The organism is Phytopseudomonas dryadis (assembly GCF_004327355.1).
GTDB classification, from domain to species: Bacteria; Pseudomonadota; Gammaproteobacteria; order Pseudomonadales; family Pseudomonadaceae; genus Aquipseudomonas; species Aquipseudomonas dryadis.
In genome coordinates, this window is record NZ_QJUM01000030.1 from 38,905 (window position 1) to 53,975 (window position 15,071).

Consider the following 15,071-nt stretch of genomic DNA (forward strand, 5'->3'; position numbering starts at 1 on the left):
CCTCGGAATAGGTTCGCCTGTTGCGGCCAACCGTCGTTGTGCTCAGTCGACCAGGGTCAAGGTGACGTCGATGTTGCCGCGGGTGGCGTGGGAGTACGGGCAGACGATATGCGCCTTGTCGATCAGTGTCCGGGCTTCCTCGGGGTCGAGGCCCGGCAGGCTGATCTTCAGTTCCACTTCGATGGCGAAGCCGGTGGGCACGGCGCCGATACCGACGATGCCTTCGATCCAGCTGTCGGCGGAGACCTTGTGCCGGTCGCGGGCGGCGACGAACTTGATGGCACCGAGGAAGCAGGCCGAGTAGCCGGCGGCGAACAGTTGTTCCGGGTTGCTGCCCTGGCCGCCGGCGCCACCCAGTTCCTTGGGCGTGGTGAGGGCTACGTCGAGCACGCCGTCAGAGGAAACGGCACGACCTTCACGGCCGCCGGTGGCTTCTGCAGAGGCGCGGTAAGCGATGTTTTCGATAGGCATGGGGCGATTCCTGAATAGAGAAATGGACATGGATTGGAGTTGCGATAAATATTTGTGCGCAAACTAAATCCATGGGTGGAATCTAGGTGGGATTTATTTTGCGCGCAAGATATTTTTTGATTTTTTACCGATGTGCTTCGAGACGCCGCAGTGAGTGGGCGCCGGGTAATACGGCAAAAAGGCGGAAGTGGCCTTCGGCCTTCGATCAAAAGCGCTGGAGGCTGGAAAGCTGGACGAAAGAGCCTGTTGTCGTTCAGTTGTAGGGTGGATGACGCTTTTTTCATCCACCATTTCGATCGCAGAGCGGTGGACGGGGCGGGCCGCGTAGGTGAAGCATCGTCCACCCTACGAACTTCGATCAAAAACGCTAGAGGCTGGAAAGCTGGACGAAAGAGCCTATGGGGTTTGCTTGTCGTTCGGCCTCCAGCCTCTAGCGCTCCTATCGGCCGTCCTGTCTGTATCTAAGACCTTGATGGGGGCTTAGATACTGCCGCGCAGGTTGTTGCGCAGTGCGATCAGCTCTTCTTTCAGGGCGTTGAGGCGTTGCGCCGTCTGGGCGCTGGCCGTGAGGATGCAGCCGGGGATGCGCCGCGCCTGTGCATGAAGGGCGCGCCCCTTGTCGGTGAGTTTCAGGTGCACCACGCGTTCGTCGACGCTGCTGCGCGTGCGTTGCAGCAGGCCTTCGCCTTCCAGGCGTTTGAGCAGGGGGGTCAGCGAGCCCGGGTCGGTGAGCAGGCGCGCGCTGATGTCGCCGACGGTGATGCCATCCCGCTCCCACAGCACGAGCATGGCCAGATACTGCGGATAGGTCAGCCCGAGTGCCTGCAGCAGGGGTTTGTAGACCTTGGTCATCATCAGCGAGGTCGAGTGCAGGGCGAAGCACACCTGGTTGTCGAGCAGCAGGTCGGCGCAGGTGTCGTCGGTGGTCATGGGCACTCCGGATCATGGTGGGGGTCGACGCAATTTAGCGTGCCAACAGCCGTGATGCCAATTGAGGTGCCCGTCAGCGTGTGACCGGGTCTGGCCGCCGGGCGTGCCGCAGTGGCCGAGGCCGCCGCTGAACCGCAGCGTTGTCCATGGGCCGTTTGTCGCAGCCGTGCGCATGAGGCTGCCCTGTTAGAATGCTGTCTTTTTCGACAGGGGGACGTCATGAAAACGATGATCGGATGGATGGCCGCTGTGTTGCTGGTCGCCGGCTGCAACAGCGTGCCGCCACCGCCTGTGCTACCCGAAACGGGCGCGAGCAAGGCCGGGAAGAACGAGCCGGAGCGGGTGCTGGTGGATATCTCCGCAGCCGACGAGCGTGCGGCGAAGGCCAAGCTGTTCACCGCCGTCGATCGCGCCGGCCTGCGCTTCGGCCCCCTGTTCGGCACCGCGGCCAATGCCCAGGGCGAGGATCTGGCCGTGTGCGGCTTCGCCAGCCGTGGCCATGGCGACGGTAACCTGTACTTCGCCTATTACAACGGCGAATTGCTGCTGAGGGACGAGACCGCCCCCCATGGCGCCAGTATCGAGAACCAGTTCCTGGCGCTGATCTGCTCGCACGACTGAACAGTGCCCGGTCGCCTAAGGCGAGTCCTGCCAGGTGCCACCGCCGTTCTCGCAATCCAGCCGGGTCTGGGCCTTGTCCGCCACGCTGTAGTAGTAAGTGATGAGCCGGGCGTTTTCCGGCACCTGGCCGATGCCGCTGCTGGCGCGATCGCTGCCGGCGCTGTGGTCGGCCAGCGAAGCCTGGGTCAGCCTGGCGCTGCACTGGCCGAAGTGGCCGCTATCGCAGCGTTGTACCTTGCGTTTTTCGGTATCGAGCATGTCCTTGCTCTCGTTGCTGCACGACCAGTCGATCGAGCCCGCGGGCATGTTGCGGTACTCGTAGCAGCTTTCGTTTTCCGGGCTGGGAATGCGCTCGCTGGCCGAGCGCGTGCTGACCTGGCAGGCATCGGCCATGGCGTAGCTGCAGGCCAGGCTGGCGACCAGGGCCGACAGGGGTTTGAGCAGCATCTTCAGTTCCTCAGGGCGACAGGGCGCCGATCAGCTTGGTTGGCGACGGCAAGCGCTTGAGCGTCGCCGCCGGTGTCGTGGTCGCCATGCGCTGCTTGGCCGGGCAGAAGCCGGTCACGCCGCGGTAGACCCCCAATGCCCCGGCGGCGATATCGGCCAGGCCGAAGATCCCCTTGACCATCAGTCCCTTGCGAATCAGTAGTGCGCCGCCGGCAATCGACAGGACGCGCTCCAGAGGAGCCAGGTTGGTGCCTTGCTTGTGCTTGCGCTGCTGACGCATGGTTCGTTACTCCTTTCAGGACGCTTTCTTCAGGGCACTGATCAATTCGGCCTTGCGCATGGTCGAGCGTCCGGGGATCTGCCGGGCCCTGGCTAGGTGCAACAGTTCCTGCTTGCTCTGGGTTTCCAGAGGCGAATCCGCCCGCGGATTGCCACGTCGGGTCGAGGCCGCCTGGCGGGCGGAGTCGCGCCGGGCGCGGGCCTTCTGCGCGGCGCTGGTGGCGTTGCCGGAGCCGCCGCGGCGTTCGCCGCCGCCCGACTGCTTGTTGACGGTCGCCCAGGCCCTGGCCTCCGCCTCTTGCTTGGGTACGCCGCGGTCTTCGTAAGAGGCTTCGATTTGCGCGGCCTTGTGTTTTTGCGCAGCGGTATATTTGCTCTTGCTTCCTCGTGGCATGACGCGTCTCCTCGGTAGGAATGGGGGTACGGCCTGTTGCGCCCTCTCAAGGGCATGCCTTTCAACATGTTGGCGGCTCGAGAAAGAGCGCTGGATGCTCGAGGCTGGACGAAATGCGGCGTTGCTCCTCTCGTCCAGCCTTCAGCGCTCTTTGCGGCTTTAATGGCTGTTGTTACCCGATAGCCGTCTTTCGAAGACGTTGAAAGGCATGCCTCTCAAGGGTTGTGAATGACACGACGCGGGCGAGTTCAGGTCGCGGGATAAGTGGTCGTTCGCGGGGCGCATGCGTCGATGGATTGAACTCTGCCGCGAGTGCCGGACTCATTGCTTAGTGTCTTTTCGAGGGCGGGGTGATCGCGTGCCGATCGTTCTGCCGATGACGCCAGCTAGAGCCGCCGATAGAACCAGAGGGGGATGAACGATGAAGAGAGATTGGGAACTGATCCGTGAGCTGTTGCTGCAGATCGAAGCGCTTGAAACCGGGCACCATTTTTTCCCGCAGGCGGTCAACGAGCATTCGGCCGAATCGGTCGGTTATCACATCCACCTCATGTGCCAGGCCGGCCTGATCGAATGCTCCCAGCACCATCCGTGGAATGGCGGCCCCGTGTCGATCGCCAACGGCCTGACCCTGACCGGGCACGACCTGCTCGACGGCATCCGCGAGGACTCGCTGTGGGAGGCGAAAAAGGCCTTTCTGCAGGCCCGTGTCGGCGGCATCACCTACGAAGGCCTGAAGGGATCGCTGCCCGCCGGCGCCATGCTCTATGCTGGCGATAGCACCCAGGATGAGGGCCATAACGGTCACGTCTACAACTGACTCATGGAGTGAACCCGCAATGGCCGAGGAACCCCGTGCCCACGACCCCGTCGATACCTTTCGCCAACTGATTCTGGCCAAGCTCAAGTATGCGGTGGGCAAGGACCCGGGCAATGCCTTCGGCCATGACTGGTTCGAGGCCGTCGCCCTGGCCGCCCGCGATCATCTCGTCGACCACTGGGAGGAAGCGTCCCTGCAGGTCGAGCGGCAGGAGCAGAAGCGGGTCTATTACCTGTCCCTGGAGTTTCTCATCGGCCGCCTGCTGGTCGACAGCCTGAGCAATCTCGGCCTGCTGGATACCGCCCGTGAGGCACTGGCCCGGTTGAACGTGGACTTCGAGCAGATCCGCAACCTGGAGCCGGATGCGGCGCTGGGCAATGGCGGGCTCGGGCGCCTGGCGGCCTGCTTCATGGAAAGCATGGCGACCCTCAATATCGCCGCCCACGGCTACGGCATCCGCTACGAGCATGGGCTGTTCCGCCAGGTGCTGGTCGATGGCTGGCAGCAGGAGCATACCGAGACCTGGCTGGATTTCGGCAACCCCTGGGAATTCGAGCGCCCCGAAGTCAGTTACAGCGTCGGCTTCGGCGGCAGCGTGGTGAATATCACCGAGCCGGGCGAGGTGCCGCGCCACGAGTGGCAGCCCAACGAGATGGTGCGCTCGATCGCCTACGACACCCCGGTGGTCGGCTGGCGCCACTCCAGCGTCAACACCCTGCGCCTGTGGCGCGCCCGGGCCGAGGAAGACCTGCAGCTGGAGCGTTTCAACGCCGGCGATCACTTCGGCGCGGTGGTCGACGTGGTCAAGGCCGAGAGCATTTCCCGGGTGCTCTATCCCAACGACAGCACCGAGGCCGGCCTGGAGTTGCGCCTGCGCCAGGAGTTCTTCTTCGTCTCCGCCTCGCTGCAGGACCTGATCAAGCGCCACCTGGATCAGCATGGCGATATCCACACGTTGCCCGAGCGCGTCGCCATCCAGCTCAACGACACCCACCCGGCGATCGCGGTGGCCGAACTGATGCGCCTGCTGGTGGACGTGCACCGGCTCGAGTGGTTCGAGGCCTGGACGCTGACGGTGGCCACGCTGTCCTATACCAACCACACCCTGCTGCCCGAGGCGCTGGAGTCCTGGCCGGTGTCGCTGATGGAGCGACTGCTGCCGCGGCACATGCAGATCATCTACCTGATCAACGCCTATCACATCGATTCGCTGCGGGCCAAGGACATCCACGATTTCGACCTGCTGCGCTCGGTTTCGCTGATCGAGGAAGAGCATGGCCGGCGCGTGCGCATGGGCAACCTGGCGTTCCTCGGCTCGCACAGCATCAATGGCGTTTCGGCGTTGCACACCGAGTTGATGCGCAAGAGCGTATTCAGCGATTTCCATCGCCTGTACCCGCAACGCATCAACAACAAGACCAATGGCGTGACGCTGCGGCGCTGGCTCTATCAGGCCAACCCGCAGCTGACCGAACTGCTGGTCGGCGCGGTCGGTGACGAGCTGCTCGACTCCCCGGAAACCGTGTTGCGCAAGCTCGAGCCCTTCGCCGCCAAGGCGTCGTTTCGCAAGCAATTCGCCGCCCAGCGCCAGCACAACAAGCGCGCGCTGGCGGCGCTGGTGCAGGAGCGCATGGGCATCAGCCTGGATACCCAGGCGATTTTCGACGTGCAGGTCAAGCGCATCCACGAATACAAGCGCCAGTTGCTCAACCTGCTGCACACCGTGGCGCTGTACCAGGCGATGCGCAACGACCCGACCACCGACTGGGCGCCGCGGGTGAAGATCTTCGCCGGCAAGGCCGCCGCCAGCTATCACCAGGCCAAGCTGATCATCAAGCTGGCCAACGACATCAGCCGCACCATCAACGTCGACCCGACGCTGCGTGGCCTGCTCAAGGTGGTGTTCATCCCCAATTACAACGTCAGCCTGGCGGAAGTCATCATCCCGGCCGCCGACCTGTCCGAGCAGATCTCCACCGCCGGGCTCGAGGCGTCGGGCACCAGCAACATGAAGTTCGCCCTCAACGGCGCGCTGACCATCGGCACCCTGGATGGCGCCAATGTGGAGATGTCCGAGCAGATCGGTCGCGAACACATGTTCATCTTCGGCATGACCGCCCAGCAAGTGGCGACCCGCTCGCGTCGGGACCTGGGCATGGCGGCGGAAATCGCGGCGTCGGAGCGCCTGGCCGGCGCCATGGAGGCGATTCGCTCGGGCATCTTCTCGCCGGATGATCCGAATCGTTATGCCGGGCTGATCGATGGCCTGATCGCCCATGACCGCTTTCTGGTCTGTGCCGATTTCCAGGCCTACTGGGATGCCCAGCGCCAGGTCGACGCACTGTGGCGTACGCCGGATCGCTGGTGGCACTCGGCGGTGCTGAACACGGCCCGGACGGGGTGGTTCTCCTCCGATCGCACGATTCGCGAGTACGCCAGCGATATCTGGAAGGTGCCCGGTATCGAGAAGTGAGCCCATCGGCAGCCCGCGCGAAGCGTTTGCGCTTTGCGCGGCTGCCTTCGTCAGGATAGGGACAGTTGGGAGTTGGGAATGTGGCTGCGCGTGCAGCCGTCGTTGCGCGGGCGTTCGTGGCGTCGTTTCAGTGCGCGTGCTGCTGGGGCAGGTGCCGGTACACGCGCTCGCGTACCCGGGCCCGGCGTGGGGCATGCTGCTTGCGCCGCGCGCTGGCCGTCTGCGGTTGATGGCGGTTCTGCTCCTGGGCGGCCAGTTGCGCTTCGAGCTGGTGCCGGTGCACCAGGCGCAGCATGGCCCACAGCAGCGCGGCTGACAGCAGCAGCCAGCCCGAGATCATCAGCAGGATGTAGCTTTCCGGGTTCATAAGGCCTCCTCGGCGCGCAGTCGGCGTTCGGCGGACGTCTCGATGTGCAGGCGTTGGTGAACGTTCGTCCCTTGCAGGCACTCGTCCATCACGCTGCTGGCGAAAGGTTGCAGGGCGATGACCGTGTCGCGCTGGACGCTGTGCGCGGGGTGCAGACAATCCTCCAGGGTGAGCCAGGGGCCGATCTGCCTCGGTGTATCCACCAGCGTCCAGGCAATCGGCGATTTGAACAGGCTGTGCTGCAGGTGCTCGACGCGCTCTGCCGGCAACGCCCGATCGTCCTGCAGCCAGGCATGGTCGGCAATCAGCAGCAGGCGTTCGACACCGGCCACGGCCAGGCCGTCGAGCAGGGCGATGGTGCTGTCGTAGATACGGCTGAAACCGGCGGCCTCGTTGCCGTCGGCGAGGTGGGGGCTGCTCAGCACGGCGATGACCGCGTCCATTCCGGCCACGCTGCGGCCCACGCTGTCGGCCTCGAAGGGCGTGCCGTTGCGGGTACTGAGCCCGGGGCTGGCGGCGATGGCGTTCAGCTCATCGACGATGGCCGTGGCGTTCAACTGCCGGCTCAGGGTCTCGGCCAGCAGGGCGTTGGCCAGGCTGCATGGCGCACCGTAGAGGGCAACCTTGTGGATACTGTTCATCTGCATCTGCTCACGTCTGCCGGGCCTGGCCCGGCTCCTGGCTGGTCGCCTTGCCCAGCGGTTGCACCTGGATATCGGTGATGTCGCTGGGCAACGCATCGCTATGCAGCGATTCGATGTGATAGCGCGCCTGCTCGGGCGTCAGCGCCGGCGCCTCGGCCTGCACCTCGGTGGAACGGCTGTGTTTTCCAAGCCTGTAGCTGACGACAAAAAAATGATTCTTCGACATGGCCTACCTCTGTGTTGCCTGCTCCCGGACAGCCAGCGCCGCCGTTCGCAGCGCTGTCGTGGCCCGGTCATGGCATTCGTGCGAGGCGCTGCCAGGCGCTTCTCTCGAATGGGGTCATCGTGGGCCGCCACTTACTCTATCCAGACCGGCTGCCGAGACGCTTGGTTCAGGTTGTTTGCTGGCCGTTCGGCGTGAAATAGAGCAAACCTCTGTGCCCGGCGGCAGTCGATAGTCAGGTGCTCAAGGGAGCGTTTGGGAGGTGGTCATGGGCGGTTTCAGGAACTGGCGGAGTCACCACTGCCGGTCGCAGGTGCTGGACGAGAAGGGGCGCTGCGCTGTTCGGGTGCGGCAGGGCGCTGGCCCGCTGGGAGCGCCGTCGTGAGTTTCTGGGATGCGGTGGCGGCCACCCTGGCCGCCGAATTCTCCGATCTGGACAACCCCGAGCAGTTCACCCAGGTAACGCTGCGCCTGTTGCTGGCCGCGCTGCTCGGCGGTCTGCTGGGCCTGGAGCGGGAAACCCATGGCAAGGCGGCCGGTATCCGCACCCACATGCTGGTGGCCATGGGTTCGGCGCTGTTCGTGCTGGTGCCGGCGCAGATGGGCGCGGAGCATGACGCCATGAGCCGGGTGATCCAGGGCCTGGTGGCGGGGATCGGTTTCCTCTGCGCCGGCACCATCATCAAGAAGGGCGATTCCCAGGCCGAGGTCAAGGGCCTGACCACCGCCGCCGGTATCTGGCTGACCGCGGCCATCGGCATCACCGTCGGTATGGGGCGGGAGGCCACTGCGGTCCTGGTCACCCTGCTGGCGCTGTTCGTCTTCAACACCGTGCCGCACTTCATCACCTGGCTGGAGAAACGCTCCAGGTGAAACCAGGGGGAACGCCTGTCGCCAAGCGGACTCGAACGAATCAGGCTCGGAAAAGAAGTGGAGTTCGTCATGTTCAGAAACTTCAAGGGATGCATCGCTTGGACGGACGCGATGAAAGATGGCCAGCAGTACGTCGGCCTGATCGAGTACCAGCCCAAGTGCGCCGGCGCCGGCGTGCAGATGCTCTGGGTGATAGCGCCCGGCTGCATCTGCGAGAGCGAGGCGGAAACGGCGGCCGACAACATGCTGCGCGAGATCCGCGACATCACCGTCGAGGGCAGCGTCATCTACCGTGACGGCGTGACACTGTAGCGCGCCCGCCGAACCTGCTGGCGGGCGGATCACTGAAACTTTTCCTTTTCCCGCCCAGTCGTCCGTTAACGAGTCGATGACGGGGACTGACATGGCTAGAGCAATCTGGAAGGGGGCGATCAGTTTCGGTCTGGTGCATATCCCCGTGGCCCTGGTGTCGGCGACGACGTCGCAAGGGGTGGATTTCGACTGGCTGGATGCGCGCAGCATGGAGCCGGTGGGTTACAAGCGCATCAACAAGAACAGCGGCAAGGAAGTCGACAAGGCGCATATCGTCAAGGGCGTGCAGGTGGAGAAGGGCCGTTATGTGATCCTCAGCGAGGAGGAGATCCGTGCCGCTCATCCCAGGTCCACGCAGACCATCGATATCTTCGGCTTTCTCGACGCCGCCGCCATTCCCCTGCAGCACATCGATACCCCCTACTACCTGGCGCCCGACAAGCGTGGCGAGAAGGTCTACGCCTTGCTGCGCCAGACCCTGAGCGACACCGGCAAGGTGGCCCTGGCCCATGTGGTGCTGCACACCAGGCAGCACCTGGCCGCGCTCATGGTGCTGGAGCCGGCCCTGGTGCTGGTCATGCTGCGTTGGCCGGACGAAGTGCGCGGCCTGGACACGCTGCAACTGGACGAGGCGGTGACCGACGCCACGCTGAGCAAGAGCGAGCGCGACATGGCCAAGCGCCTGGTACGGGACATGGATGTCGACTGGCAGCCCGAGACCTACCGCGACACTTTCCGCGACAAGATCATGCAACTGGTCGAGAAGAAGGCCAAGGCCGGCAAGATCGAAGACATCGAACGCGATGAACGGCAGGACAGCCGCAAGGGCGCCGATGTCATCGACCTCACCGAGCTGCTCAAGCGCAGCCTCGGTGGCAACCCATCCAAGCCGGCGCGCAAGCGTTCCAGCAAGTGATCGAGGCGAGGTGATCGACCGTGGCCAAGCCAGTGAGCGACTACAACCGCAAGCGCAATTTCGAACTCACCGACGAGCCCCGCGCGCCAACCCGGCGCGGCAAGGCCAGGCCGGCCCAGGGCGCGCTGCGCTTCGTGGTGCAGAAGCACGATGCGCGCAACCTGCATTACGACTTCCGCCTGGAGCTCGATGGCACCTTGAAGAGCTGGGCGGTGCCCAAGGGGCCGAGCCTGGACCCCAGCCAGAAACGCCTGGCGGTGCATGTCGAGGATCATCCGCTGGATTACGCCGGCTTCGAAGGCAGCATTCCCCAGGGCAGCTATGGAGCGGGCGATGTGATCGTCTGGGACCAGGGGATCTGGCAGCCCCGGGGCGATCCCGTCGCGGCCTATCAGGCGGGCAAGCTGAAATTCACCCTGGTCGGCGAGAAGCTCACTGGCGACTGGGCGCTGGTGCGCACACGCTTGCGCGGCAGCGGTGACAAGCAGCAGTGGCTGCTGATCAAGGAGCAGGACGAAGTGGCGCGGCCCGCCGACGAGTACGACATCGTCAGCGCGTTGCCGGCCAGTGTGATCAGCGGTGCGCTGGTCGGCGGCATGCAGAAGCCGGCCAATCAGCCACGCGCCGTCGCGGCCAAGGCCACCAGCAAGCGGGCCAGGCGTTCCGATGAGCTGCCCGAACTGCTCTCGCCGCAATTGGCCACACTGGTCAGCGAGCCACCGTCGGGCGACTGGGCGTACGAGATCAAGTTCGACGGTTACCGCATCATGGCCCGTATTCGCGCTGGCGAGGTACGCCTGTACAGTCGCAATGGCCATGACTGGACCCAGCGCCTGCAGCGCCAGGCCGAGGCCCTGGCCGCACTGGGCCTGGGCGACAGCTGGCTGGATGGCGAGGTGGTGGTGCTCGATGCCGAGGGGCTGCCCGACTTCCAGCGTTTGCAGGGCGCCTTCGATGAGCAGCGCAGCGATGACATTCTCTATTACCTGTTCGATGCCCCGTTTCTCGATGGCCGGGATCAGCGCGAGCTGCCGGTGGAACAGCGGCGGGCGGCGCTGGGCAAGCGGCTCAGCGCAGGGCAGGGCGTGCTGCGCTTTTCCGCAGCCTTCGACGCCGCCCATGGGGATGTGCTGCAGAGCGCCTGCGCCCTGGGGCTGGAAGGGGTGATCGGCAAGCGCCTGGGCAGCCGCTACGTCTCCCGGCGCAGCCCGGACTGGATCAAGCTCAAATGCCGGCAGCGCCAGGAGTTCGTGATCGTCGGTTATACCCGGCCACAAGGCAGCCGCAGCGGTTTCGGCGCCTTGTTGCTGGCGGTCAACGAAGCCGGCGGGCTGCGCTATGCCGGCCGGGTCGGCACGGGCTTCAGCGAGGCCGTATTGCGCCAGTTGCGCCAGCGCATGACGGCGCTGGAGCGCAAGGACACGCCCCTGCACGAGCCGCTGAGCTCGGCCCAGGCGCGCGCGGTGCACTGGGTCGACGGCGAACTGGTCGCCGAGGTGACGTTCGCCGGCTGGACACGCGACGGCCTGGTGCGCCAGGCGTCGTTCATCGCCTTGCGCAGCGACAAGCCGGCGGCGCAGATCGTGCGCGAGCGGCCACGGGCAGCCGGCGAGCTGGACAAGGCGCCGCCGCCGAGTCGCAAAAGCGCTGCGCGCGATACGCTCGCGGGCGTTTCCATCAGCCATCCGCAGCGGGTCATCGACGCCGACAGCGGCACCTGCAAGGTGGAGCTGGCGCGGTTCTACGCCGGCATCGCCGAGTGGCTGCTGCCGCACCTGCGCAAGCGCCCGGTCTCGCTGCTGCGTGCGCCGGAAGGCGTGGGCGCCGAGCAGTTCTTCCAGAAACACGCCGGCCAGTCGAGCATCCCCCATATCAAACAGCTGGATGCAGCCCTGGACCCCGGCCATGCGCCCCTGCTGGAGATCGACAACCTGGCGGCCCTGGTGGGGGTGGTGCAGATGGGCACCGTCGAACTGCACACCTGGAGCGCCACCTTGCCGCGTATCGAACAACCGGATCGGCTGGTGCTCGATCTCGATCTCGACCCGGATCCGGCGCTGCCCTGGCGCAGCGTCGTCGAGGCCACCCAGTTGTGCCTGTCGGTGCTCGACGAACTGGGCTTGGACAGCTATCTGAAAACCAGTGGCGGCAAGGGCATGCACCTGATCGTGCCGCTGGCCCGGCATGCCGACTGGGAGACGGTGAAGGCCTTCGCCAAGGCCATTTCCGCCTTCATGGCCCATGAGTTGCCGGAGCGTTTCAGCGCCCGTATGGGGCCGAAGAACCGGGTCGGCAAGATCTATCTGGACTACCTGCGCAACCAGCGTGGCGCCAGCACCGTGGCCGCCTATTCGGTACGCGCGCGGCCGGGCCTGCCGGTGTCCGTGCCGATCCGTCGCGACGAGTTGCAAGCCTTGCCCGGCCCGGCGCACTGGCATGTCGGCAACCTGCTGGAGCGGCTCGAGCGACTGCCGTCCGACCCCTGGACGGGGTATGCCAACCGCCAGCGCATCAGCCGGGAGCTGTGGCGGAAGCTCGGCGCCGAGGCGCCCTGACGGGAGGCTGCAAAATCACGGTATGGCCACGATTCGCCGCGAGGTCGCGGCTCCTACGGAAAAGCGGCAAACCCACTCTCCGCGCAGGAGCGTCGACCCCGGCGCGATGCGATAGCGGCCATCACGCAAAATCCGTGGCGGGGCCACCATTCGCCGCGGGGTCGCGGCTCCTACGGGATCGCGGCAAACCACCGATCGTGTAGGAGCGCCGACCCCGGCGCGATGCGATTGCGGCCAGCACGCAAAATCCGTGGTATGGCCACGATTCGCCGCGGGGTCGCGGCTCCTACGGAAAAGCGGCAAGCCCACTCTCCGCGTAGGAGCGCCGATCCCGGCGCGATGCGATGGCGGCCATCACGCAAAATCCGTGGTATGGCCACGATTCGCCGCGGAGGCGCGGCTCCTACAGTCGTAGGATGGGTGGTAACCCATCGGTAATCGATGGGTTGGCAGCTACATGGTTGGTCCCATCTACTACCTGTTTGCCGCGCGCCAGCGCTGCGTCGAAGAAGGCCCCCGCGGATTAGACCGCTTGCCTGCCGCAGGCGCTTTTATCGGCGCGGAAACTCTGAACTTTGCCGCCGCTCGCGAGTTCGGAAATAGACCTGCCCACGGCCTGGATGCGCGCCGTGGATACGGCGCGTGCCACCCCGCGTAGGGTCGTGCGGCAGTGGCCGTGCGATGAACAGCTTATGCGTCTGCAAGGCGTGAGGAGCCCGTTTCGATGTCGTCTCCCTATCTGCAACAACCGTCCGCCTTGTCCTCTGCCGAGCTGTCCGTGCAGCAGGCCCTCGAGCTGCCGCGGCTGGCCATCGAGGCCGTCGAGCCGCAGGTGGAGCAGGGCCGTTTCGCGGCCAAGGCCATTGCCGGCGACGCCGTGACGGTCAGCGCGGTGATCTTCGCCGACGGCCACGACAAACTGGCTGGCGACGTGCTTTGGCGCGAGGTCGGGGCGCAGGACTGGCAGCGCGCGCCACTGAGTTTTCTCGGCAATGATCGCTGGCAGGCCTCCTTCATCCCGCAGCGCGTCGCCCGGGTGGAGTTTCTCATCGAGGCCTGGTGGGATGTGTACGCCAGCTATTGCTACGAACTGACGAAAAAATTCGGTGCCGGCGTGCCCATCGACCTCGAGTTGCAGGAGGGCGAGCAGTTGTTGCGCCAGGCCGCCGCGCGTGCCCAAGGTGAGCTGCAACTGACGATGCAGGCGCTGATCGACGCCTTGCTCGACACCCAGAGCATCGACGAGCGGGTGGCGCTGCTGCTGGCGCCGGAAACCCAGGCCGCGGTGGGGCGCTGCGAGGGGCATCCGCACCGTACCCGCAGCGCCGCCTACCCCCTGGATGTGGAGCGCCCCCTGGCGCGCTTCGCCAGTTGGTACGAGCTGTTCCCGCGCTCGGTCACCGACGATCCGCAGCGTCACGGTACCCTGCGCGACGTGATCGGACGGCTGCCGGACATCCAGGCCATGGGCTTCGATGTGCTGTATTTCCCGCCGATTCATCCCATCGGCAGCACCCATCGCAAGGGCCGCAACAACTCGCTGAAGGCCGGCCCGGACGATCCCGGCAGCCCGTACGCCATCGGCAGCGCCGAGGGTGGGCACGAGGCCATTCATCCGCAACTCGGCAACCGCGAGGATTTCATCGCCCTGGTCGAGGCCGCCCGCGAGCACGACCTGGAAATCGCCCTGGATTTCGCCATCCAGTGTTCGCCCGATCATCCCTGGCTCGAGCAGCATCCCGGCTGGTTCAGCTGGCGCCTGGATGGCAGCATCCGCCATGCGGAGAATCCACCGAAGAAGTACGAGGATATCGTCAACGTCGATTTCTACGCCGAGGACGCCGTGCCCGACCTGTGGCTGGCGCTGCGCGACGTGGTGCTCGGCTGGGTCGAACTGGGCGTCTACCAGTTCCGCGTCGACAACCCCCACACCAAGCCATTGCCCTTCTGGGAGTGGCTGATCGCCGATATCCGCAAGCGCTACCCCCAGACGATGTTCTTCGCCGAGGCTTTCACCCGCCCGGCGATGATGGCGCGCCTGGGCAAACTGGGCTTCACCCAGAGCTACACCTATTTCACCTGGCGCAACACCAAGGCCGAGCTGCAGAGCTACCTCACCGAGCTCAACCAGGCGCCCTGGCGCGACTGCTACCGGCCGAACTTCTTCGTCAACACGCCGGACATCAATCCCTTCTTCCTGCAGCACAACGGCCGCGCCGGTTTCCTCATCCGCGCGGCGCTGGCCACCATGGGCTCGGGCCTGTGGGGCATGTATTCCGGCTTCGAGATCTGCGAGGCGCTGCCGGTGCCGGGCAAGGAGGAGTACCTGGATTCGGAGAAATACGAAATCCGCCCGCGCGACTACCAGGCGTCGGGCAACATCGTCGCCGAGATCGCCCAGTTGAACCGCATCCGCCGGCTCAATCCCGCGCTGCAGACGCACCTGGGGTTCCAGGCGTACAACTGCTGGAACGACAACATCCTGTACTTCGGCAAGCGCACCGCCGATCGCGACAACTTCATCCTGGTGGCCATCAGCCTCGATCCGCACAACGCTCAGGAGGCGCACTTCGAGTTGCCTCTGTGGGAGCTGGGGCTGGAGGACGACGCCATCACCCAGGGCGAGGATCTGATGAACGGCCACACCTGGCAGTGGCATGGCAAGACTCAATGGATGCGCATCGAACCCTGGCATCAGCCCTTCGGTATCTGGCGCATTCGCACGGCGAGCTGAGAGGTCATACCC

The 15,071-nt window shown here is 65.2% G+C and carries 16 protein-coding genes; 8 read left to right on the forward strand and 8 right to left on the reverse strand.

All coding sequences use genetic code 11. The features are described from left to right. Positions 1–42 precede the first annotated feature (42 nt). Together DNK34_RS20985 and DNK34_RS20990 are read right to left on the reverse strand one after the other, a co-directional pair. The gene (locus DNK34_RS20985) at positions 43–471 is read right to left on the reverse strand and encodes an organic hydroperoxide resistance protein (RefSeq protein ID WP_131173671.1); all 429 of its coding nucleotides are present in this window, start codon (positions 469–471) and stop codon (positions 43–45) included. Positions 472–951: 480 nt separating this feature from the next. Further along, positions 952–1,401 carry a MarR family winged helix-turn-helix transcriptional regulator gene (locus tag DNK34_RS20990; RefSeq protein WP_131173670.1) on the reverse strand — a complete coding sequence of 150 codons (450 nt, stop codon included), beginning with the start codon at positions 1,399–1,401 and terminating at the stop codon, positions 952–954. Between the two features lie 219 nt (positions 1,402–1,620). Between DNK34_RS20990 and DNK34_RS20995 the strand changes: the two genes are divergently transcribed. Continuing rightward, entirely contained in the window at positions 1,621–2,022 is a 402-nt protein-coding gene (locus DNK34_RS20995; protein WP_131173669.1) for a hypothetical protein, read from the forward strand. 15 nt (positions 2,023–2,037) lie between these two features. On the opposite strand, the gene DNK34_RS21000 is transcribed toward DNK34_RS20995, so the two are convergent. Genes DNK34_RS21000 through DNK34_RS21010 form a run of 3 tightly spaced genes read right to left on the reverse strand, consistent with a single transcriptional unit; the run spans position 2,038 to position 3,142 of the window. Continuing rightward, on the reverse strand, positions 2,038–2,469 hold the full coding sequence (locus DNK34_RS21000) for a hypothetical protein (RefSeq protein WP_131173668.1): 432 nt from the start codon (positions 2,467–2,469) through the stop codon (positions 2,038–2,040). A 10-nt stretch (positions 2,470–2,479) separates the two neighbouring features. Beyond that, complete coding sequence (locus tag DNK34_RS21005) at positions 2,480–2,749, reverse strand: YgaP family membrane protein (protein ID WP_131173667.1); 270 nt, start codon at positions 2,747–2,749, stop codon at positions 2,480–2,482. Positions 2,750–2,764: 15 nt separating this feature from the next. Continuing rightward, positions 2,765–3,142: a Rho termination factor N-terminal domain-containing protein gene (locus DNK34_RS21010; RefSeq protein ID WP_131173666.1), complete on the reverse strand. Its 378-nt coding sequence runs from the start codon at positions 3,140–3,142 to the stop codon at positions 2,765–2,767. Positions 3,143–3,563: 421 nt separating this feature from the next. On the opposite strand from DNK34_RS21010, the gene DNK34_RS21015 reads away from it, so the two are divergent. Next, complete coding sequence (locus tag DNK34_RS21015; RefSeq protein ID WP_131173665.1) at positions 3,564–3,962, forward strand: DUF2513 domain-containing protein; 399 nt, start codon at positions 3,564–3,566, stop codon at positions 3,960–3,962. A gap of 19 nt (positions 3,963–3,981) precedes the next feature. Next, complete coding sequence (locus DNK34_RS21020; RefSeq protein WP_131173664.1) at positions 3,982–6,435, forward strand: glycogen/starch/alpha-glucan phosphorylase; 2,454 nt, start codon at positions 3,982–3,984, stop codon at positions 6,433–6,435. Positions 6,436–6,562: 127 nt separating this feature from the next. On the opposite strand, the gene DNK34_RS21025 is transcribed toward DNK34_RS21020, so the two are convergent. From DNK34_RS21025 to DNK34_RS21035, 3 genes are read right to left on the reverse strand one after another with little or no spacing between them, the layout of a single operon-like run. Next, positions 6,563–6,802, reverse strand: coding sequence for a hypothetical protein (locus DNK34_RS21025; protein ID WP_131173663.1), 240 nt, complete (start codon positions 6,800–6,802; stop codon positions 6,563–6,565). Beyond that, positions 6,799–7,443 carry an NAD(P)H-binding protein gene (locus tag DNK34_RS21030; RefSeq protein WP_165497284.1) on the reverse strand — a complete coding sequence of 215 codons (645 nt, stop codon included), beginning with the start codon at positions 7,441–7,443 and terminating at the stop codon, positions 6,799–6,801. The genes DNK34_RS21025 and DNK34_RS21030 overlap by 4 nt, the downstream gene beginning before the upstream one ends. A 10-nt stretch (positions 7,444–7,453) precedes the next feature. Beyond that, positions 7,454–7,672, reverse strand: coding sequence for a hypothetical protein (locus DNK34_RS21035; protein WP_131173661.1), 219 nt, complete (start codon positions 7,670–7,672; stop codon positions 7,454–7,456). Positions 7,673–8,050: 378 nt separating this feature from the next. Between DNK34_RS21035 and DNK34_RS21040 the strand changes: the two genes are divergently transcribed. From DNK34_RS21040 to DNK34_RS21060, 5 genes are all read left to right on the forward strand, one after another. Beyond that, a complete protein-coding gene (locus tag DNK34_RS21040; protein WP_131173660.1) occupies positions 8,051–8,542 on the forward strand; it encodes an MgtC/SapB family protein in 492 nt (163 codons plus the stop codon). Between the two features lie 69 nt (positions 8,543–8,611). Continuing rightward, positions 8,612–8,854, forward strand: coding sequence for a hypothetical protein (locus tag DNK34_RS21045; RefSeq protein WP_131173659.1), 243 nt, complete (start codon positions 8,612–8,614; stop codon positions 8,852–8,854). A gap of 91 nt (positions 8,855–8,945) precedes the next feature. Beyond that, positions 8,946–9,770 carry a non-homologous end joining protein Ku gene (ku, locus tag DNK34_RS21050; RefSeq protein ID WP_131173658.1) on the forward strand — a complete coding sequence of 275 codons (825 nt, stop codon included), beginning with the start codon at positions 8,946–8,948 and terminating at the stop codon, positions 9,768–9,770. Positions 9,771–9,790: 20 nt separating this feature from the next. Next, positions 9,791–12,325 (forward strand): DNA ligase D, encoded by a 2,535-nt coding sequence (gene ligD, locus DNK34_RS21055; protein WP_131173657.1) that lies wholly within the window; start codon positions 9,791–9,793, stop codon positions 12,323–12,325. A gap of 724 nt (positions 12,326–13,049) precedes the next feature. Next, entirely contained in the window at positions 13,050–15,059 is a 2,010-nt protein-coding gene (locus DNK34_RS21060; RefSeq protein WP_131173656.1) for an alpha-1,4-glucan--maltose-1-phosphate maltosyltransferase, read from the forward strand. Positions 15,060–15,071 lie beyond the last annotated feature (12 nt).